The organism is Vibrio sp. D420a, from assembly GCF_030248625.1.
Lineage (GTDB): Bacteria > Pseudomonadota > Gammaproteobacteria > Enterobacterales > Vibrionaceae > Vibrio > Vibrio fortis_A.
This window is the reverse complement of record NZ_JAHGAN010000002.1, coordinates 443684-464588: the sequence shown is the minus strand read 5'-3', so window position 1 is coordinate 464588 and position 20905 is coordinate 443684. Positions and strand designations below refer to the sequence as shown.

Below are 20905 nucleotides of genomic sequence, written 5' to 3'. Positions count from 1 at the left end.
ACTGTTGGTCAACCTCTAGAAACGAACAATACGAATTGTAATTCAATCTTTGAAATCTTTAGGAGTTATGTATGTACACGGATATTTTTAAATCAATGACAGACCAAACAGAAAAGCAATTTGAACCTTACTTCAAGTTCAACAAGTTGATTGCTAAGAATGTCGAGGTTATGACTGAGCTGCAAATGAACGCGATGAAGACTTATACAGATATGGGTCTAGCGCAAATGAAAGCAGTAACAGACATCAAAGATGTAAACGGTCTTGCTGCATTCAATAGCCAACAACTTGCTGTACTTAGCCAACTGTCACAGCAAATGATGAGCGACAGCAACAAGTTCCAAGCTGCGGCGAAAGAGTTTAAAGAAGATGTGGAATCGTTGACGACGGAAAACCTAAACACAACATCTGCCTAAATTAAGTCGCCACTGGGTCATACGTGTAGTCTTTGGGACTATCCATGTATGAAGTCAGTGGCGATTTTCCGATCATTGGAGTTAGATTATGTTCCAACACTTCTTTTCGGACTACCTTGTAAAACTTCAGCAGACAAACCAGCAATGGTGGGAGAACTTTGAACAAAGCAAGGAAGCCGCACAATCACCCCTCAATAAAGCGATGCAAGAGATCAATTTCGAAGATGCATCTAAGATCTTTGAGCAAGCCATTAACCAACCTGCAGATATGTTGAAGCTTCAAACACAATGGTGGGAGCAGCAACTACAAATCTGGCAGAATACCGTTTTAATGGGTAATACCAGCAGCATCGTATCTGAAGAGCGCGACGATAAACGCTTTATCGACGACGCGTGGAAGAATGACCCTTTCTATAATTTCATTAAGCAGTCCTATTTGCTGTTCAGTAAAAGCTATTTAGAGACAATTGAATCGATGGAAGGCATTGATGAGAAAACAAGAGAGCGTGTTGCTTTCTTCTCGCGTCAGGCGATCAATGCACTCTCGCCAACAAACTTCATTGCGACTAACCCTGAGTTAATGAAGATCACTTTAGAGCGCAACGGTGAAAACCTTGTCGATGGCTTAGAACAATTGCGTGCGGATATTGAGTCCAGCGCCGATATTCTCAAAATTCGTATGACTAACAACAATGCCTTTAGGTTAGGGCAAGATGTTGCGAATACGGAAGGGGACGTGGTGTTCAAAAATGAACTGTTTGAGTTGATTCAATATCACCCAAAGACAGAGCAAGTGAATGCGACGCCAATGTTGATTGTTCCGCCGTTTATCAACAAATACTACATTCTTGACCTTCGAGAAAAGAACTCAATGGTTCGCTGGTTGCTAGAGCAAGGGCATAGTGTGTTTATGATGTCTTGGCGCAACCCTAGCGAAGCACAAAAAGACCTTGAGTTTGGTGACTATGTGACTGAAGGCGTTGTCAAAGCTGTCGCTGCCATTGAAGACATTACAGGTAGAGAGCAAATCAATGCGGCGGGTTACTGCATTGGTGGTACTGTTTTGGCTTCAACGGTCGCTTACTATGCGGCTAAGCGTATGAAGAAACGCATCAAGACAGCAACCTTCTTCACAACATTGCTTGATTTCTCTCAACCGGGCGAGGTGGGTGCCTACATCAACGACACCATTATCAGTGCCATTGAGAAGCAGAACGATATGAAAGGGTTCATGGACGGTCGTTCATTGAGCGTTACGTTCAGCCTGCTCAGAGAGAACAGCCTCTACTGGAATTACTACATCGACAACTATTTGAAGGGTAGTAGCCCAATGGAGTTCGATTTGCTCTACTGGAATAGTGACAGCACCAATGTTGCTGCTAAGTGTCATAACTTTCTGTTGAGAGAACTCTATTTAGAGAACAAACTCGTTCAGGAAAAGGGCGTGAAAATCGGTGGGGTATGGATTGACCTTAATAAGATTAAAATCCCGAGCTACTTTATCTCGACCAAAGATGATCATATTGCGTTATGGCAGGGCACTTATCGAGGTGCACTCAACACTGGTGGCAACAAAACCTTCGTACTTGGTGAATCTGGTCATATTGCGGGAATCGTCAATCACCCAAGCAAGAATAAGTATGGCTACTGGCTGAATGACAATCTCGATGATTCTGCTCAAGAGTGGCTAGCGAATGCGAAACACAACGAAGGGTCTTGGTGGGTTCACTGGAATAAGTGGCTAGGTGGATTTGAAAGTGATGAGCCGAGAGCGCCGTTTAACCGAGGGTCTGAGTTAAACCCTGTGATTGGAGCTGCGCCGGGTGACTACGTGAAACAAGTATTGCCAATCGTGGATACTGAAAACTAACTCGCTTTTCAGTGTCTGTTTCTGACACACGTAAATAATAAAAAAGCCACTGTAGTCAGTGGCTTTTTAGTATCAACTAAATAGGCAAAAAAGTTGATGTTAATTAGTCGACTTCTTTATCTTTACCGAATGAAAGAATCCAGATAGAGATAGCAGCAACTACTGCGAAGCCTGAAAGAATGATGAATGGCATCGCGCTGTAACCAAGGATATGCCAAATTACTGATTCTAAAGTACTCATTGCTTATCCTCTTATTGCCAGCCTTCAACACCGTGCATGTCAGGCAGTTTGTGTGCGATACCTTTGTGGCAATCTACACATGTTTTTTCGCCTGAAGCTAGTGCTGTTGAGTGCTGCTTAGCACTGCGTGAACTCTGCTCTGAGAAGTCCATGAACTCAAATTGGTGACAGTTACGACACTCTAGAGAGTCGTTCTTCTTCAAACGAGCCCACTCACGCTCTGCTAAGTGATGACGACGCTCTTTGAATTTCTCAGGAGTGTCGATTGTCTTAGCAATGAAGTGTGCGTACAGCTCTTTTGATGCTTGAACTTTACGAACGATCTTATCAGTCCATTCATGTGGTACGTGACAGTCTGAACAGATTGCACGAACACCTGAGCGGTTTGAGTAGTGAATCGTCTCTTGGATCTCTTCAACGATAGGAGCGTGACAGCCAGAACAGAACTCTTCTGTGTTGGTTGCTTCCATCCCCGTGTTAAATGCACCCCAGAAAAGTAGACCACCTGCAAAGCCCATGAACAGTAGTACACCTGCTGCCGCTTTACTTGGCGTCGATAGCCTTTTCCAAAACGTTTTTAATAGTTTCATAAATTCGCCTCTTCTCAGGTACGGATTAGCGAAGAGATTCTACGCGCTGGTATTCATTCTCAATCAATGGTTTTGCATTTGCTTGAGGTACGTGGCACTGAAGACAGAAGTAACGACGAGGTGATACGTCTGCAAGTACAGCATCTTCACGGTTCATGTAGTGAGTAACACTGATCTTAGTTGCACCCATCTCTTTCGCGTTTTTCCAGCTGTGGCATGACAGACATTTGTTCGCGTTAAGAGACACTTCGTAGCTACGAGTTGAATGTGGGATCAACGGTGGCTGGTAAACGAAGTCGCTTTCTAGTACTTGTTCACGAGGGAACTTTTTAAAATCATCTGCAGGACGAGTTGATTCTAGCTCGCTAGCACCACGTAGTGATTCTACACCACCGATACCACCAGGGTTTTCAAGCTCAGCTTGAGCAACACCAGCGATCATTGCACCAACAGATAACAGTGTGATGAGTAATTTTTTCATTATTTATTCTCCGCCGAATGGCTAAATTCTTATAGCGGGCTGCACAAAGGCTGCAGCCCTGACATTCTTAACTAATTAAGCGACTTTTGTGATTTTAACTGGACACTTCTTGAAGTCTGTTTGCTTCGATAGTGGGTCAGTTGCATCTAGAATCAGCTTGTTGATTAGAATGCGCGCATCAAAGAATGGTACGAATACCAAGCCTTGTGGTGGACGGTTACGGCCGCGAGTTTCAACACGAACTCGTACTTCACCGCGCTTGTTAGAAATAAGAACTTCTTCACCACGACGAACGCCACGAGCTTTAGCATCAGCAGGGTGCATGTAACACACTGCATCTGGAACGGCTTTGTAAAGCTCAGGAACACGACGAGTCATAGTACCTGTGTGCCAGTGCTCAAGAACACGGCCAGTACATAGCCACATGTCGAACTCAGAATCTGGTGCTTCTGGTGGCGCTTCGTACGGTGCAGAGATGATCAATGCTTTACCATCTGGCTTACCGTAGAAGTCCCAACCTGAGCCTTCTTTCGCATATGGATCTGAACCTTCTTTGTAACGCCAAAGTGTCTCTTTGCCGTCAACAACAGGCCAACGTAGACCACGTACAGTGTGGTAAACATCGTATGGTGCTAAATCGTGTCCGTGGTCACGACCAAACGCTGCGTACTCTTCGAAAAGACCTTTCTGGATGTAGAAACCAGCAGCTTTTGCATCATCGTTCAGCTCTTGAGCTTCAGATAGAGGGTATTTGTTCACTTTGCCGTTTTGGAAAAGCATGTCGTACATTGACTTGCCACGCCATTGTGGAGCTAGAGCCAGTTGCTCTTCAGTCCAGATCTCTTCCATCTTGAAGCGTTTAGTGAACTCCATGATTTGCCATAGATCCGACTTCGCGCCTTCAACTGCAGGAACTTGCTGGTACCAAGCTTGTGTACGACGCTCTGCGTTACCGTAAGCACCTTCTTTCTCGATCCACATTGCTGTAGGAAGAATCAGGTCGGCTGCTTGCGCTGTTGCTGTTGGGTATGGGTCAGAACATACAATGAAGTTCTCTGGGTTACGGTAACCCGGTAGACGTTCGTTGTTGATGTTTGGACCAGCTTGCATGTTGTTGTTACACATTACCCAGTAAGCGTTTAGCTTGCCGTCGTTAAGCATACGGTCTTGAAGAACTGCGTGGTAACCTGGTTTTGGTGGGATAACGCCAGTAGGGATGTCCCAAATTTTCTCTGCGTACTCACGGTGCTTAGGATTCATTACCACCATGTCTGCTGGTAGACGGTGTGCAAATGTACCTACTTCACGAGCAGTACCACATGCAGATGGTTGACCTGTTAGTGAGAATGGGCTGTTACCAGGAGTTGCGATCTTACCAACCAATAGGTGGATGTTGTACACAAGGCTGTTCATCCATACACCACGAGTATGTTGGTTCATACCCATAGTCCATAGAGACATTACTTTCGTGTTTGGATCTGCGTATTGCTTCGCTAGTTCGATTAGCTTCTCTGGTTCAACACCTGAAATTTCAGAAGCTTTTTCTACTGTGTATGGCGCAACAGACTTCTTGTACTCTTCGAAAGAGATAGAGGTCATTTTGCCAGAGTTTGGATTCGCAGCAGCTTGCTGTAGTGGATCTTCATCACGTAGACCGTAACCGATATCAGTATCCGCTTGCTTGAAGTTCGTGTGCTTGTTCACGAAGTCCCAGTTAACTGCATCGTTTTCGATGATGTAGTTAGCGATGAAGTTTGCAATCGCAAGGTCAGATTGTGGGTTAAAGATATAACCTTGGTCTGCTAGCTCAAAAGAACGGTGGTAGTAAGTAGACAGTACGTTTACTTTAACATGTGGGTGGCTTAAGCGACGGTCAGTAATACGAGTCCATAGGATAGGGTGCATCTCTGCCATGTTCGAACCCCACAGAACGAAAGAGTCTGCGTGCTCGAAGTCATCGTAACAACCCATAGGCTCATCGATACCGAAAGTACGCATGAAGCCAACTACAGCAGAAGCCATACAGTGACGAGCGTTTGGATCGATGTTGTTAGAACGGAAACCTGCTTTCATCATTTTTGCAGCAGCGTAACCTTCCATTACTGTCCATTGGCCAGAGCCGAACATACCAACAGATGTTGGACCTTTCTTAGCCAGTGCTTCTTTCCACTTTTCAGCCATTACGTCGAAAGCTTGATCCCAAGATACTGGTGCAAAATCACCATCTTTGTGGAATTTGCCATCTTTCATACGAAGTAGCGGCGTATCTAGACGATCCTTACCGTACATGATTTTTGAAAGGAAGTAGCCTTTGATACAGTTAAGGCCTTTGTTTACTGGTGCTTCTGGGTCGCCTTGAGTCGCAACCACTTTACCATTTTGAGTACCTACCAGTACTGAACAACCCGTACCACAAAAACGACAAGGCGCTTTATCCCACGTGATTTTTGTTTCATCTGAGCTGGCGATCAGGTTAGCTGCTGTTGCTGGTAGAGTTACACCTGCAACGGCTGCTGCTGATGCAGCCGCGTTTGCTTTCACAAACGCACGTCTTGTCATTTTCATACTTCACCCTCGATTTGAGAATTATTGCTTCCAGTGTCTAATTCTGATTCGTCTAGATCTGTTTCAACTTGGTGGTAAACCAAAGCGGTTCCTAGAACGTTCTGTATATTATTAATTGCTTCTATCGTGTCAGTTACAAAACCTTGGTTTTCTGTTTCCAGCACGACGATGATCTTGCCTTCAGGGCTATCACCATAAATCTCAGCATTGTCGAATTTTTCGATTTCAGCTTTGATTTCGGAGAGGTGCTCTGGGCTCACATGCACGACTAAACTTGAAATATGTACTTCGTTTAGCGACATAAACTGCTCTCGTTATTTTTATTTATGCATTACTCACAAGGATAGCTGAAGTCGGGCAAACTGCTACGCAAGCACCACATCCGCTACACTCATCTAAATCGATTTTTGGTAGGGCCACACCACCGGCTCTGAGTTGAAACTGTATGGCCATTGGCTCACACATATCACCGCAACTGCGGCACTCAACGTTGTTTTGGGCTAAGCATTTGTCTGAGATAGACGCTTTAGCTTGCCAAGGTGTTTCTTGTTCACTTTTAAAAATGGGTTCGGGACAAACATCGGCACATTGGTAACAAAAGGTGCATTCATCAATTGAGAAATCGACAGTAGGGAACCCTCCGTCGCCCAACACAATGATGCTCGTTTCACATTTATCGATGCACTTTCCACAGCGAGTACAGTCATCAGTAAAATTGTCTAGCTCTTTAATCCAAGGTAATCGGATTAGGCTTAAATCGACTTTTTTACGAGAAAACAGACGCCGTTTTGATAAATCTAGCACATGCTCACCTTAAATGTTGCTAAGATGTTGTAATTGTAGACTGTTTGTTCATTAACATCTTGTAATTTATCCTCACATACAGTGTAGTTTTAGAAACATTTGCATAAATACCCCCTAAGGGCTAATTGGGGTTGTATATTGTCTTAGATCAATAAATTACGCGGCGATCGGTCACATATTGGTTGGAGCTATGAATTTCGATATGTGACAATAATCGCCGTTAAGCTACTTCGAACGATTGGGAATTTCTTTTGCTTATTAAACCTGTTTCATCTCTTACGAGCACCATCGCTAAGTCGCTGCTTTTTATCTTGCTTTTATCTGTAGCGACAACGGGGTTTGCCATTTTTACTTTAGCGTCGAGCCTTAATGACGCAGAGGCGGTCAACGTTGCTGGCTCAATGCGAATGCAGAGCTACCGTCTGGCTCATGATATTCAAATACAATCAGTCGATTACGACGAGCATATACGAGAGTTCGAAGCGTCTCTGTACTCAGAGTCGATGGCTGACCTAGTAGGTTGGGAAGTTCCGACGCATATCACAGAAGACTATTATTTGATCATTGGTCGATGGCATGAATTGAAACAGGTACTCAATAGTTCAGACAGACAACACTACTTAGTACTCGTTGAGAATTTCGTTTCTGAAATCGATGGCTTCGTATTTAAGCTCCAAGAATTTTCTGAAAATAAACTCATTAAACTGGCGTGGGCTGGTGGTATTGGACTGGGTGGGATTCTAGTCATATCTCTTTTTGTTGTTCATTTTGTCCGTAAACAAGTTGTTAAACCACTGCATGCGCTAGTCGCGGCGAGCCATAGAATCAAAAACAGCGACTTTGAAGTCCACTTGGAAGTCACAAACAACAATGAGCTTGGGATCTTAACTAAGACCTTCAACTCGATGACGCGAGATTTGGGCGCACTTTATCGAAACCTAGAAGACGTTGTTGATGCAAAAACCAAAGAACTCCAGAGTGCGAACCAATCTCTGCAGGCGCTTTATAACTCGTCTCAAGAACTGCGTGTAACGCGAGTCTCGCCAGAAAACTTCAGAGCTATTCTTCAACATTTAGTGAGTTTGGAAGACATTGAGTCACTAAGACTAGAGATCTTAGATCCCTCAGGTCGTTCTTTTGTACTCGATGAAGGATATGACGAGAATTCGCAATACGAAAAATTTGAAATGAAGCTGGATGATAGTGAAATCACGCTTGGCTATTTGTATTGCTGCTACCACCATGGGCATTCAACAAAAGCGTTAATTGATAACTTTATTCGACTACTTTCACGTGCGGTATACTATAACATCGCACAGAAACAGGCAGAGCAGCTGATCATCATGGAAGAGCGTGCGACGATTGCACGTGAGCTTCATGACTCGCTAGCTCAGTCACTGTCTTATTTGAAAATTCAAGTTACTCTCTTAAAGCGAGTGATAGGAAAACTCCCAGAACATAAACACAGAGAACAATCAGAACAAATTGCTCTAGAGCTGGGGAATGGGCTCGCAGAGGCTTATACTCAACTAAGAGAGCTGTTGACTACCTTTAGGTTATCAATCAAAGAGGGTAATTTCGGAGATGCTTTAAGCACCATGCTTGAGCAACTCAGTGAAAGAACAGATGGCACGATTAATCTAACCAATAATCTGTCGTCGATTGAACTTGATGCACATAGCCAAGTTCATCTGCTTCAATTGATCCGTGAAGCAACCGTAAATGCAATAAAACACGCCAATGCCGATTTAATCGATGTATGTTGTAACGATGAAAATGGCGAAGTATTAGTCGTGATAAAGGATAACGGAGATGGTTTTGACCATAGTGCCGCTAAGGTAAATCACTATGGCATGAGTATAATGCAGGAGCGCGCGGCAAGGCTGAACGGCGAACTAACGATTGAAACAGCGAAAGGTAAGGGCTGTACAGTCATTCTAAAGTATAAAAGTTTGAAGGAAGTTAATCTTGACGATTTGTAAAGTAATGTTGGTCGATGACCACCCGTTGATGCGCCGTGGTATTAGTCAGCTACTCAGCTTTGAAGACGAGTTTGAAGTAGTCGGAGAAGCAAGCAACGGCACAGATGCAGTCGCAATGGCTCATGAAGAAGATCCGGATCTGATCCTATTGGATCTGAACATGAAGGGCATGTCAGGGTTAGATACCTTGAAAGCACTACGTACTGACGGCTCTAGCGCAAATATTGTGATTCTTACCGTCTCTGATAGCCCAGCAGACATTGAAGCGATCGTAAAAGCTGGCGCTGATGGCTACCTTCTAAAAGATACTGAGCCTGATGAGCTGATTGAACTTTTGAAAAAGGCGCACAGTGGAGATAAAGCGTACAGCAGCGTGGTTGCCCGTTACCTTAGCGATGCTGAAAGTCGCGAAGACATTTTTGACCAACTGACTGAACGCGAAATGCAGATCCTCCAAGAGGTTGCGAAAGGTTACCGTAACAAGCAAATCGCTGATCATCTTTTCATCTCTGAATCGACCGTTAAGGTACATATGAAGAGCTTGCTTAAGAAGTTACAAGTTGCGTCAAGAACAGCTGCAACGGTTCTTTACCTAGAGCGCTACGGTGAGATGAAGTAATTTCGTTTCTCGTTAAGAGCTTTTTATCTCCAAGAGCATAAACAAAAACGCCAAACTCAGCGAGTTTGGCGTTTTTTATATGATTGCGAATCTTTAGATTATGCAGCCATTGGTACCAATACTAATGTACCGAAGATAACCGTAATCAGACCACAAATAACTGGTACAGAAGTACGTTTTACCACTTCAAATGGGCTGATTTTACCCATACCTGAAGTCGCTACAACTACACCAGATACTGGAGAAATTGTACGGCCTAGGTTAGAAGCTTGAAGCATTGGAATGATAAGGAACGCAGGGTTTAGACCCATCTTCGCAGCCAGTGAAGGTGCAAGTTCAACGAATGCGTAGAAAGGTGCATTACCAGAACCTGTCGCGATTGCAGCTGCTACCGTCAGACCTGTTAGGATAAGCATTAGAGCGATACCGCCAGCACCAGCAGCTTCTGCGAGCCCAATTAGGTTGTCGATTGCACCAATAGACATCAGGCCTTGCGCGAACACACCTGCCGCTACTAATAGCATTACTACGCCTTTAAACGCTTCTGCCATGCCTTGGTAACAAGAGTCCAAGTCTTCTAGTGTTTTCTCACCATCGAATTTCTTAACTACGTAATCGACCAGCGCGCCTACAAAAATAGAGCCTACAACGATGGTGTAGATATCAAGCTGTAAGCCAGGAATAGTACGGCCGTTAAATAGGAAAACACCGATAATTGGTAAGAACGGAAGAGCTGCATAGAAAGCTGGTGCATTCGCTTCGATCTCTGACACATCAATCTTTTCCATCGGCGTGTTTTCTTTCTGGTCTAGGTACTTATTCCAGAAGAAAGCTGCTGCAGCCATCACGATGATTGCACAGATAGAAACAGGAAGAACCGTTTGAACCGCAAACACGTCTAGCGCTAAGCCTGATTTCTCTGCAGCAATGACAACGTCACCTGATGTAGGAGAAAGAATGATTGCAGCAGGAGAAGCACACACTGCTACAGCAGCAGGGCGAGAGATACCCATAGCCGTCATCATTGGGAATAGGGTAGCCATCAATAGTACGCCAAGCCCAGTTGCTGAGCTAACCGCTAGAGACATCAGACACGCTACGATGTAAGCCGCAACTAAAAGTGCATAAGGAGATTTGATAACCGATAGTGGCTTAGAGAACTGTTTAACAACGACATTGTTTGCACCAATGTGAGTCATGTAAGATGCGAAACCACATAGAAGCATGATTTGCATACCCAAACCGCCGCCACGGTACTGAAGCATGTATTTAACAAATTCAAGTGCATCGGTAACCATGTTGCCTGTAGATGCCACTTTGGCTGGTAGAACAGTGTGACCAATCAACCCCGTGATAAGAAGTAACGCGATACCCGCTGTAAGTAGTACGCCTGCTGCCTTGTAACCTTTCACAATAAAGTAGCCAACGGCAATGGTTACCACTAATCCAATTAAGAGTTCTAACATAGAAATCTCCACTAAGTTTTAAAAAATATAAGAAACTGTTTCAGAATATGTCATTGAATGTACAGAAAACTGTTCTGTGGCACGAGGTCAAGTTGAAGTTCGCATGATCTAAAACAAAAAAATTTTTTGATGTTAATTTCAGCAATTAATAGTGATTAAATTGTGTTGTTTAGATGTTAATAAAAGAAATCTATGACGAGCTAGAACATCGGTCGGATCACCTTGTATTGGAGATGTTGCTTTTAGGTTGGATTTGTAACGTGCGGGAGTGAGAGTATGCTGTTTGTTGGGGGTGCAGTTTGTTCTGATGGTTAAATGAACAAAAAAGGGGCAATAGCCCCTAGATAAGTGTTGGTTGTTTGAACTTGAACTAGCTACGCTACTCTTCTGGCTCTACGAGTTTTGGCACTTCATTTTCATAGTGGGGAAGATCCTTACATGCGACCGATTTACACAAGTGCAGCATAGAATTCGGTGTCACCAATAAAACTTCATCTTTTCCAATTGGAATATACGGCATGAAGTCTGACGATAAAACAGAGCCTTCACTAATCATCACCTTTTCGTAAAAATCGAGTTCACGGTTAGGAATAATTTGCTGATGTTGCTCTTCGTCCAACGAAATATGCTTACCAGTAATGCTGTAACTGCCTGATGATGTAAATCCAACTTCTTTATCGGTGACATAAAGAAGGTCATAGCTGTTGTTTTGCTTAAATTCAATATTGATTGAAGAGGCGTTATAAATGATGTCATTAGGCGGCATAATAACATTAACTGGGTTAGCCAAATAATGACCTTCTAGTTTAGAACTAGTGAATATTGTCGCAAGCCAGCCCAGAGCAATACCTAAAATTGCGACGAATACAATTAGCGCGTTATTTTTACTCACACTCTACTCCTGTAAATTCGTTTGGAAAGCTAAGCGATTTACCCGTATGGTCAATAATGATGTTTCTATCTTCATACTCATACATGGTGACGTTATAAAGCTCTTTATATTTTATATGGTCACTCGTAATTCTACAGGTCAGGTAATGCGATGTAGTCACGAGTTTAGAAACAGAGACTTTTTCGAAGTAGGTGAAACCTAAATAGGATAGGACAGTGCTCATGATTAAAACCAACGTGATTGGAATTAACTTTATTGGCGTCGCTTTAGGTTGTTCTTCCTGCTCTTCAACTTGAACGACTTCTGGAGTTTCATCCAGTTTGACTTCAACTTTCCCTTCAACAACGCGGCCAGAGAATCGATAGCCTTTACCACGCTCAGTAACAATCAATAGTCCTGCTTTATCTTCCAATGCTTTTCGGCAAAGAGAGATGGTTTGCATCAAACTGCCATCTTCTACGTAGATACCTTTTGATTCCCAAACTTGCTCAATGAGGGCCTGGCGAGTGATTACTTGGTTAGGATTCTTGAAGAAAAACTTGAGTAGCTCAACCTCATTTGAGCCTAAGGTAAAGGTTCGCCCAGTCTTGGGGTGGTGAATTTCGTACTCTTTTAGATCAACTTGTATTTCATCGTTGATAGTGAATTCAGCGGACATACTCTATCTCATTTAATAAACGCCTTTACTGAAATATAACAAAAGACAGTACATTTATAAACAAACCTCATTTGACACTTCTAAACTTCCAAGTTACCGATATCACGTAATATTTTGTGTGATTGATGTTCTCTGATAAACATTTTTGAACTTGTTTGAGGTTGTTTAAGGTGCCTAAAAAGGAGGCGTGTTGGATCATTTGGATGTGAAGCTGATTTAGTGGGTGTGATTGAGTGTTCAAGGCTCTTACGTAGTTTCTTCGGCGTCGCAAGTTAAATGGTGAAGAAGCTCTGGTTGTTATCAGTTGGCAGTGCAAATACGCAACCTTCTTTAGTTATCGACTCGATTCACCATTCATTGCTGACCACAAATAGGAGAGCTGAGCTCAGCTCCAAGTTCAACCATGAACCGAAATATCGGCACCGAGCACGAAGATGCTCAAATGAGGAGATGCTTTGTCTAAATTCAAAAAATCACATCTATGCGGATTAATCGCATTGGCGCTAGTTGGGTGTCAATCTGACGAGAGCACCACACAAGAACCAGTGTCCGTTTTTGTTCCATATAATGTTCAAGAGTTGCCGAAACCAAACGATGGTTACGGCTATGATAACGATGGTACGATTACAGGTAGCGGAGAAAGACAAGCTCTTTTGGCTTTGAATGGCGAAGAGTATTACCAAGACTACAATAATTCATATTCTGCAATAGATGGTTGGGGTCTGTGTGCCGAACCGATTTTAATTCCTTTACAGAGTATTAATTCTGACAAGCGGTTCCCATTAGATGCGAATAGCTTACAGGGCAACGTGGTATTAATGGATGACTCTGGTCAAGAAATTAATACACAAATATCGGCAGACGGAAGCAACATAAAAATAGAGTGTGAGGCTAGCCTAAAGCCTAACCAACTATATTATGTTGTCGTGACTGATGCTGTTAAAACCGAATTTGGTGAACCGCTTCAAGCTGACGACAGTTTTACAGATATTCTTTATGGCTTGGTCCCGCAAAACGTAAATCAAAATCAAGATCTTCAAGACCAGATATTAAAAGCCATCTCTTTATATAAAGGGAAAGGCAACCCTGTATATGCTGCTCAGTTTAAAACTCAAAGTGCATATTCAACACTAGATGCGATGCGAAGTAATCATGCTCGTCAAAACACTGAATTTATTTCCGAATTACAAAACATTGAAGACAATCGAACGAAATACGATCTCTATAAGAGTAAATTAAACATTCCGTTTTATTTACCCTTTACAGAATCTCGCGAAGTTGAGTGTACGCTTAGCGAATTTGATCCAATTGAGTCATGTCCACCACTGTATGAGTGGATGAAAACCAGTTCGGGTGGGTTTCCTACACAATCTGATCCTTTACCAGATGTTGTAGAGACTCAGACAATCACGACTGATATTTATACACCAGCAAATTGGGATGGTGCTAGTCAATTACCAACGGTTGTTTTCATTCATGGTGTTACCGCGGATAAGTCAGCCGCTTCTTTGATGGCTCGAGATTATACAGAGAAAGGTTATGCGGTGGTTGCTATCGACATGCCATATCACGGTGAGCGCATGCGCTACGCTAACGACGTCGATTCTGACAACCAAGATGACATTGAGATCAGTGCACGTGCAAACAAGTCTTTCTTTATCAATATCGACTCACCTTTGGCGTTGCGCTCCAACTTGCAGCAATCAGTCTCTGATTTCTTAGGCTTGCGATATGCATTGAACGACGCGCCATGGGTCGATAAAGATCGAATCCACCTAGTAGGGCACTCTCTTGGTGGGATCATGTCGGTGATGGTAAGCGAGTTCAGTCAAAATCATCCTAAGTTTGCTTTCAATACTGTGAACTTTGTTGTTCCGGGCCAAGGCTTAACCAATCTAGTCCTTTCTTCTCAGACTTTAGGACCGGAAATGTCTGAGGCAGTGAAGAAATCACCAGACGTGCAACGCAGTATTGCTGAAACCGTTATTCCTGATGTGTGTACTCCAGATGCAAGCAACCAAGTTTGTATTGAAGCGTTACGTGAGTTTGTCGCTGCATCTGAAGAGAACGCGATTACGGTGAGCCAGTTAGAAGACGACATCTTTGATTTGATCGTGACTGATCTCAAGCAAGGTGTACAGATGACTATCGACGGTTCAGAGCCAGCAAGCTTTACCTCGAGACAAGTTGCAAACCAACAACCAAGTCTGCTCTTGGCAGCTGTGGGTAGCTGCGGTGAAACTTGCGATGTGGGTGAAGATTATGTGCCTGACAGCGTTGTTCCGAACTCTGCTCCTGACAATATTCGTACTGGTACAGATCCGTTAATCAAAGCATTGGGCTTAACACAGATTACCGGCACTACAGGATCTCCACTTAGTAGTGGGAGTTATTCCAATGATCAGACTCGCGGGGTGATTCGTGCAACCACAGGCGGGCACGGTACTTACATGTTCCCGTATGAGGGGACTATGGATGAATCAGGTTTACCTGGGCTACCTGACAATGGAGAGCTTTCATATGTTTGGGATGCAACCAACACGCAACAAGTCGCGGTAGCATCAATGGTTGTGACAGACGGTCACGCTATCGAAATTGATAACGATGAACATATCGAGACGGAGGTAGCAGACAATGAATAATCGAGTACTAATTACCTCTACCGTTGCGTTGTTGCCATGTCTTACCCAAGCGGCGGGTTTTCAATTGAACGCACAGTCCGCTACAGGCTTAGGCAGAGCGTTTGCAGGGGATGCTGTTATTGCCGACAGCGCGACTGTTGTATCAAAAAACAGCGCTGCGATGGCATACATTGATGAGCCAATGCTATCGGTTGGCGCAGTCTACATCGATAGCGAGATTGATGTTTCTAATGTGAGCTACACGCCAATCGTTGGTGATACTGAAACACTAGACGACCAATCTCTTGGTCAAGGCACCTTAGTTCCTAACTTTCATTACGTACATCCGCTCAGTAATAGCAAGTTCACCCTTGGCGCTACGGTACATTCCAATTTCGGTACAGACGTTGAATTTGATGATTCATTTTCTGCAAGTGAGTTTGGCGGAAAAACCACGCTGACCAGTGTCAATTTAGGTCTAGCGATTGCTTATGAGCTGTCAGAGAAAATCAACATTGGTGGTGGCCTCGATGTTATCTATGGCGAGGGTGAAATTTACCGCAAGGGGCTGGTCGATATTGATGCAAACGGTGTTGGTCTTGGCGCAAACCTTGGTGTGACTTATCAGCTCAATGACAATCATCGCTTTGGTTTAGCTTATCGCTATAGCCCAGATATCGAGGTAGAAGGCACGATTACGAAAGGTGGTGTACCTGCGGACAAAATGAATGTCCCTCTACCAGACACAATTGAGTTCTCTGGATGGCACAAGCTCAACGAATCATGGGCGGCACACTACAGTATTCAGTGGGTCAACTGGTCGGAATTTGATGCTTTGACGTCTGATTTTTACGAAAGCTCCATCAAGGAGTACCAATGGAAAGACGCTGGGCATATTTCAGTTGGCGCAACTTACACAGCTTCGAGCAAGTTAACTCTGCGTACCGGTTACATGTACGATGCATCACCAACTGACAGCCTGACTTCTTTGTCGATTCCTGACGTAAATCGTCACTGGTTAACCGTTGGAGGTAGCTATGCAATGACACAAAACAGCAGCATCGATCTTGGTGTCGGCATTGTGATGGGCGAGACAGATTATGTCGATGAGAGCCTAACGACGATACCTGGATCTCAGAGCAACATTACTGCGGACGTTAGCGCAGACGCACTGCTAGTTGGTATGCAATACCAGTATCGCTTTTAACCTACCGTTCAAAGAACAACGGTTTCACATTTGAAATACAGCAGGGCTCAATCATGACGTTGAGCCCATTCTCCCAACAACTGGCTGTTATTAGCATTGAATTCAATAGCAGGAAGCTTGTTCAGTTAAAGATAGCTAAATTTAGCGCACTCATTATTGAGCACGCTCTATGGTTACTGGAATGAAATTGACCCTAATTAGTAAAACAATTGCCTTAACACTTCTTACACTCGGTGCGCCTTCTGCATTCGCTGAGAATACTGATCACGTACCGGTTACCGTGGAACAGGCGACAACCCAAACTTTCACTTCTTCAATTAACGAAGTAGGTAAGATTCGTGCCACTGACTCTGCAGCACTTACGTTTAGTGCGTCAGAAAAACTTCTCAAGATTCACTTTAAAGACGGTGATTTTGTAAACAAAGGCGATGTCATCGCGCAACTTGATGACACTACGGCGAAAGCTGATCTCGACAAAGCGAAGAGCTCATTGGCATTGGCGAAATCAAAGCTCAAGCGTGTTCAAGAGTTACTTAAAAAGCAGCCAGACTCAATGTCTCAGCAGGACGTTGAAGAGCTAAAGGAGCAGGCGAATTTGGCTGCTGCAGATTTCCGTCAAAAAGAAGCGCTAATGAACAACTACGTATTGGTTGCTCCTTTTGATGGTCAGCTAACCAACTTTAGCCACTCTGTAGGAAGTCGAATTGATAGCTCGAACGTTCTGGTTAGTCTGATCAAACTTGATCCAGTTGAGGTTCAATACTCAATTGGCCAGTCCGACTTAGGCTCTGCAAAGCTCGGGCAAGATGTATCTATCGAAGTCGATTCTTTTGCTGGCGAAACGTTTAAAGGGGTTGTGGATTATATTGCACCAGCCGTTGATGAAAGCTCTGGTCGCGTAGAGATTCACGCTCATATTAAGAATCCAGAACACCGCCTTGTTCCAGGTATGTTCGCCAAACTGAGCCAAGTGACGAGCGATGAGGAACCGGAGTTAGTGGTATCTCAAAACGCCGTTCTTGCTAAAGACAACACTCGTTTTGTTTGGGTCGTGAATGGTGAGACGATCGAACAAAGAGTCGTTGAATTGGGCGTTAACACCAACGACGGCCACGTTGTGATTGAAGACGGGCTAAAACAAGGCGAAAAGATCGTTGTAACTGGTCAACAGAACCTGAAAAAGAGCTCTTTGGTCAAAGTCATGAATCAAGAGTCACAAGAAACTCAAGAGTCGGTTGGTTTGCCGCACGAACCTACAATTGCTGAACAATCAGAGAAAAAACAAGAAGCTGATGTTCCAGCGACTGATGAAAAACAACCAGTAGAAGAAGAAACGCCTAAATCACAGAACGAAAACTCACCACAAAACAGCACGGAAGCGACAACAGTAGGAGTGAACAATGAAGCTTCCTGAGATTTGTATTAAGCACCCAGTGTTTGCATCGGTGCTTAGCATCGCCATTGTGTTGATTGGTTTACTCTCTTTTCAGAAGTTATCTATTCAATACTTCCCTGAACATAAAACGCCATCGGCCACAGTGACTGCCGCGATCAACGGTGCCAGTGCAGAGTTCATGTCACGTAACGTAGCTGACAAGCTTATTACTGCTGCAACGGGGCTTGATAGCGTAAAAACCATGACGACAGACTGCCAAGAGGGCACCTGTAGCTTGAAGATCATGTTCGAAGATGACGTTGATGAGGTCGAATACACTGGCTTGATGAACAATCTACGCAGTAGTGTTGAAGCGATTGGCGATTTTCCGCCGAGCATGACAGATCAACCAACCGTGACGGACGACTCTTCTGACACTGGTACTCCGAGTAATGTGATTACCTTTGTTAACACGGGCAATATGTCTAAGCAGGAGATGTTTGATTACATCAGCCAGCAAGTTGTGCCTCAATTCAAGCACATTCAAGGTGTGGGTGGCGTATGGGGCCCATATGGCGGTAGCTCAAAGGCAGTACGTGTTTGGTTACAACCGGATCGTATGATGGCGCTGAATATCAGTGCGTCTGATGTAGTGGGGACATTGAGCTCGTACAATGCAACCTTTACAGCGGGTACGATTAAAGGTCAGGTTCGCGATTTCTCTATTAACCCTGTGAATCAAGTCACCAGCGTTGAAGATGTCCGTGACCTTGTGATTCGAGTCGACAACGGGAAGATCATCCGTGTTGGAGATATCGCAGACGTAAAAATGGGTGAAGAGAGCTTAGCGCCAAGTATTCTTCGTGTGGATGACAAGTTAGCGATGTCTATCCAAGTGCTGCCACTTAAGAGTGAGAATCCAGTTACGGTGGCAGACAGAGTGAAATTACAAATTGAAGACATTCAGTCTCAGTTGCCAGAAGGCATCGAGATGAAGATGGTCTACAACCAAGCAGATTTCATCAAAGCAGCAATCGATCAGGGCTTCATGACGTTAGTCGAGGCGGTTGTTCTAGTATCAGCGGTGGTAATCATCTTCTTGGGGTCTTTCCGAGTCGCTTCGATTCCTATTATCACGATTCCGGTGTGTGTAATCGGTGTATTTGCCGTGATGTGGGGATTGGGTTTTAGCATCAACGTTCTCACCATATTGGCGATCATTCTTGCGATTGGCTTGGTTGTGGATGATGCGATTGTGGTTGCAGAAAACTGTTATCGTCATATCGAAGAGGGCGAGACACCACTGAATGCTGCCTTGAAAGGGAGCCGTGAGATTGTATTCCCTGTAATTGCGATGACGCTGACGTTAGCCGTGGTCTATCTACCTATCGGTTTGATGGCAGGTTTGACGGCTGACTTGTTCAAACAGTTCGCTTTCACCTTAGCTGCGGCCGTGATCATTTCAGGTTTTGTGGCGTTGACACTATCGCCAATGATGAGCGCCTACTTAATGAAGCCGGTCTCTACACCTGCTAAATGGTACTCAGTTGTTGACTCTAAATTGAATACATTGTCAGACCGTTACAGCGCAGAGTTGAACAAGTGGTTTGAACGTAAAGTGCTGATGACCGGAATTGCGTTGGTCATGGTGGCCTTGTCTGCTGTTGCTGTATGGAAAATGCCTCAGGTATTACTACCGACTGAAGATACTGGCTTTGTTGAAGTAACATCAACACCACCAACCGGCGTGGGTCGTCAGTACCATCTAGACAATAACGAGCAACTTAATTCGGTGTTTAAAGACAATGATTCGGTTGAAGCGAACCTGTCTTACATTGAAGGCACACCAACTAACCACGTACTGTTAAAACCATGGGGTGAGCGAGATAAGTCGGCAGACGAACTGCTTAATGAGTTTATCGCCAATGCTAAGAGCAATGTTTCTGCTTACGGTATGTCTTTTAAAGTGCGCACTGCGGACAGCTTAAACATCGCGACCAATATGGTGCTCGAATTGACGACGGTGAATCGAGATACCAATGCGTTATCTGAAACGGCACACAAAGTGGTCGAAGCATTAGAAGGCTACGAAGGCGTGACTAATGTGAGTAACTCAATGTTACGTGATCAGCTGCGTTATGATCTTTCCATTGATCGCAATGCGATTGTGCTGTCTGGTGTTGATTACGGCAATGTGACCAATGCACTCTCGACTTTCCTAGGTTCGGTGAAAGCGGCTGACCTGCAGGCTGACGATGGCTATACCTATCCGATTCAAGTGCAGGTTAACCTAAACGCTTTAGGTGACTTCAAGGTGTTGGATAAGCTTTATGTCGATTCAGAATCTGGCCAGCGACTGCCACTGTCTCAGTTTGTTTCTATTAAACAAGTGACATCTGAATCGAGCTTTAAAACCTTTATGGGTCAAGACAGCGCGGAAATTACCGCTGACTTAATGCCAGGATTTACTGCGAGTGATGTAAAAGCTTACGTCGACCAAGCAGTTCCAGAGCTACTTGATGATGCTCAGAGTTATGAATTCAACGGCATCGTAAAAGATCTTGTGGATTCAAGTGCTGGGGCGCAGGTGCTATTCGTGTTAGCGCTCGTGTTCATCTTCCTAATCTTAGCGGCGCAGTTCGAGAGCTTTGTTGATCCGATGATCATTTTGCTAACGGTTCCTCTGTGTATTGTTGGTGCGGTATTGACCTTGTCGGTATTTGGTCAGAGCTTAAACATCTACTCTAAGATTGGGTTGTTGACCTTGGTTGGTCTGGTGACCAAACACGGTATCTTGCTGGTGGAATTTGCCAACGAGCAACGTAAGAAAGGAGCGACAGCGAAACAAGCGGCAATGGTGAGCGCACGTTCTCGACTGAGACCGATTCTGATGACGTCGCTGACGATGATCCTTGGTTCATTGCCATTAGCATTGGCGGAAGGACCGGGTTCATTAGGCCGTATCAATATCGGATTGGTATTGGTTGGTGGTTTAACCGTGGGTACTTTCTTCTCTTTGTTCCTCGTTCCAGTGGCTTACGTTGGAATGGCAAACCTAAAGAATGCCGACATTCTTGCTAAGTTAAGAACGAAAGCAGCTTAACTTAGAAGTCTTTTA

At 44.2% G+C, this 20905-nt stretch carries 17 protein-coding genes; 8 read left to right on the top strand and 9 right to left on the bottom strand.

The features are described from left to right. Window positions 1–71: 71 nt before the first annotated feature. Window positions 72–416 carry a phasin family protein gene (locus KI743_RS02900; protein ID WP_032552664.1) on the top strand — a complete coding sequence of 115 codons (345 nt, stop codon included), beginning with the start codon at window positions 72–74 and terminating at the stop codon, window positions 414–416. A gap of 88 nt (window positions 417–504) precedes the next feature. Further along, window positions 505–2286, top strand: coding sequence for a class I poly(R)-hydroxyalkanoic acid synthase (phaC, locus tag KI743_RS02895; RefSeq protein WP_285464797.1), 1782 nt, complete (start codon window positions 505–507; stop codon window positions 2284–2286). A 103-nt stretch (window positions 2287–2389) separates the two neighbouring features. Here phaC and KI743_RS02890 read toward each other — a convergent pair whose 3' ends face one another. The 6 genes from KI743_RS02890 to napF all read right to left on the bottom strand — a co-directional run bounded on the left by KI743_RS02890 (window position 2390) and on the right by napF (window position 6967). Continuing rightward, window positions 2390–2527 carry a TIGR02808 family protein gene (locus KI743_RS02890; RefSeq protein WP_084181907.1) on the bottom strand — a complete coding sequence of 46 codons (138 nt, stop codon included), beginning with the start codon at window positions 2525–2527 and terminating at the stop codon, window positions 2390–2392. Window positions 2528–2538: 11 nt separating this feature from the next. Continuing rightward, window positions 2539–3117, bottom strand: coding sequence for a NapC/NirT family cytochrome c (locus tag KI743_RS02885; RefSeq protein WP_150869674.1), 579 nt, complete (start codon window positions 3115–3117; stop codon window positions 2539–2541). 25 nt (window positions 3118–3142) lie between these two features. Next, window positions 3143–3598 carry a nitrate reductase cytochrome c-type subunit gene (locus KI743_RS02880; RefSeq protein WP_032552661.1) on the bottom strand — a complete coding sequence of 152 codons (456 nt, stop codon included), beginning with the start codon at window positions 3596–3598 and terminating at the stop codon, window positions 3143–3145. 75 nt (window positions 3599–3673) lie between these two features. Then, a complete protein-coding gene (napA, locus tag KI743_RS02875; protein WP_032552660.1) occupies window positions 3674–6163 on the bottom strand; it encodes a periplasmic nitrate reductase subunit alpha in 2490 nt (829 codons plus the stop codon). Next, the gene (locus KI743_RS02870) at window positions 6160–6465 is read right to left on the bottom strand and encodes a chaperone NapD (RefSeq protein ID WP_032552659.1); all 306 of its coding nucleotides are present in this window, start codon (window positions 6463–6465) and stop codon (window positions 6160–6162) included. Before KI743_RS02870 ends, napA begins: the two co-directional genes overlap by 4 nt. Before the next feature lie 22 nt (window positions 6466–6487). Further along, window positions 6488–6967: a ferredoxin-type protein NapF gene (gene napF, locus KI743_RS02865; RefSeq protein WP_032552658.1), complete on the bottom strand. Its 480-nt coding sequence runs from the start codon at window positions 6965–6967 to the stop codon at window positions 6488–6490. Between the two features lie 251 nt (window positions 6968–7218). Here napF and narQ point away from each other — a divergent pair, with 251 nt between their 5' ends. Beyond that, the gene (narQ, locus tag KI743_RS02860; protein ID WP_285464792.1) at window positions 7219–8949 is read left to right on the top strand and encodes a nitrate/nitrite two-component system sensor histidine kinase NarQ; all 1731 of its coding nucleotides are present in this window, start codon (window positions 7219–7221) and stop codon (window positions 8947–8949) included. Next, complete coding sequence (locus KI743_RS02855; RefSeq protein ID WP_032552656.1) at window positions 8936–9568, top strand: response regulator; 633 nt, start codon at window positions 8936–8938, stop codon at window positions 9566–9568. The genes narQ and KI743_RS02855 overlap by 14 nt, the downstream gene beginning before the upstream one ends. 98 nt (window positions 9569–9666) lie before the next feature. On the opposite strand, the gene dcuC is transcribed toward KI743_RS02855, so the two are convergent. From dcuC to KI743_RS02840, 3 genes are all read right to left on the bottom strand, one after another. Then, window positions 9667–11034, bottom strand: coding sequence for an anaerobic C4-dicarboxylate transporter DcuC (gene dcuC, locus KI743_RS02850; RefSeq protein ID WP_032552655.1), 1368 nt, complete (start codon window positions 11032–11034; stop codon window positions 9667–9669). A 379-nt stretch (window positions 11035–11413) separates the two neighbouring features. Beyond that, window positions 11414–11926 carry a hypothetical protein gene (locus KI743_RS02845; RefSeq protein WP_152469607.1) on the bottom strand — a complete coding sequence of 171 codons (513 nt, stop codon included), beginning with the start codon at window positions 11924–11926 and terminating at the stop codon, window positions 11414–11416. Further along, entirely contained in the window at window positions 11919–12584 is a 666-nt protein-coding gene (locus KI743_RS02840) for a winged helix-turn-helix domain-containing protein (RefSeq protein ID WP_150869669.1), read from the bottom strand. The genes KI743_RS02845 and KI743_RS02840 overlap by 8 nt, the downstream gene beginning before the upstream one ends. A 455-nt stretch (window positions 12585–13039) precedes the next feature. On the opposite strand from KI743_RS02840, the gene KI743_RS02835 reads away from it, so the two are divergent. The 4 genes from KI743_RS02835 (at window position 13040) to KI743_RS02820 (ending at window position 20890) form a co-directional block, all read left to right on the top strand. Beyond that, entirely contained in the window at window positions 13040–15226 is a 2187-nt protein-coding gene (locus tag KI743_RS02835; protein ID WP_285464788.1) for an alpha/beta fold hydrolase, read from the top strand. Continuing rightward, window positions 15219–16412 carry an outer membrane protein transport protein gene (locus tag KI743_RS02830; RefSeq protein ID WP_285464786.1) on the top strand — a complete coding sequence of 398 codons (1194 nt, stop codon included), beginning with the start codon at window positions 15219–15221 and terminating at the stop codon, window positions 16410–16412. The genes KI743_RS02835 and KI743_RS02830 overlap by 8 nt, the downstream gene beginning before the upstream one ends. A 181-nt stretch (window positions 16413–16593) precedes the next feature. Next, window positions 16594–17826 carry an efflux RND transporter periplasmic adaptor subunit gene (locus tag KI743_RS02825; protein ID WP_285464785.1) on the top strand — a complete coding sequence of 411 codons (1233 nt, stop codon included), beginning with the start codon at window positions 16594–16596 and terminating at the stop codon, window positions 17824–17826. After that, entirely contained in the window at window positions 17813–20890 is a 3078-nt protein-coding gene (locus tag KI743_RS02820; RefSeq protein WP_285464783.1) for an efflux RND transporter permease subunit, read from the top strand. Before KI743_RS02825 ends, KI743_RS02820 begins: the two co-directional genes overlap by 14 nt. Window positions 20891–20905: the final 15 nt, after the last annotated feature.

Bases quoted from the DNA above. Each gene is read 5' to 3' on its own strand.
- KI743_RS02900 (WP_032552664.1), top strand. From the start codon at position 72: ATGTACACGGATATTTTTAAATCAATGACAGACCAAACAGAAAAGCAA.
- phaC (WP_285464797.1), top strand. From the start codon at position 505: ATGTTCCAACACTTCTTTTCGGACTACCTTGTAAAACTTCAGCAGACA.
- KI743_RS02890 (WP_084181907.1), bottom strand. From the start codon at position 2,527: ATGAGTACTTTAGAATCAGTAATTTGGCATATCCTTGGTTACAGCGCG.
- KI743_RS02885 (WP_150869674.1), bottom strand. From the start codon at position 3,117: ATGAAACTATTAAAAACGTTTTGGAAAAGGCTATCGACGCCAAGTAAA.
- KI743_RS02880 (WP_032552661.1), bottom strand. From the start codon at position 3,598: ATGAAAAAATTACTCATCACACTGTTATCTGTTGGTGCAATGATCGCT.
- napA (WP_032552660.1), bottom strand. From the start codon at position 6,163: ATGAAAATGACAAGACGTGCGTTTGTGAAAGCAAACGCGGCTGCATCA.
- KI743_RS02870 (WP_032552659.1), bottom strand. From the start codon at position 6,465: ATGTCGCTAAACGAAGTACATATTTCAAGTTTAGTCGTGCATGTGAGC.
- dcuC (WP_032552655.1), bottom strand. From the start codon at position 11,034: ATGTTAGAACTCTTAATTGGATTAGTGGTAACCATTGCCGTTGGCTAC.
- KI743_RS02840 (WP_150869669.1), bottom strand. From the start codon at position 12,584: ATGTCCGCTGAATTCACTATCAACGATGAAATACAAGTTGATCTAAAA.
- KI743_RS02830 (WP_285464786.1), top strand. From the start codon at position 15,219: ATGAATAATCGAGTACTAATTACCTCTACCGTTGCGTTGTTGCCATGT.
- KI743_RS02825 (WP_285464785.1), top strand. From the start codon at position 16,594: ATGAAATTGACCCTAATTAGTAAAACAATTGCCTTAACACTTCTTACA.
- KI743_RS02820 (WP_285464783.1), top strand. From the start codon at position 17,813: ATGAAGCTTCCTGAGATTTGTATTAAGCACCCAGTGTTTGCATCGGTG.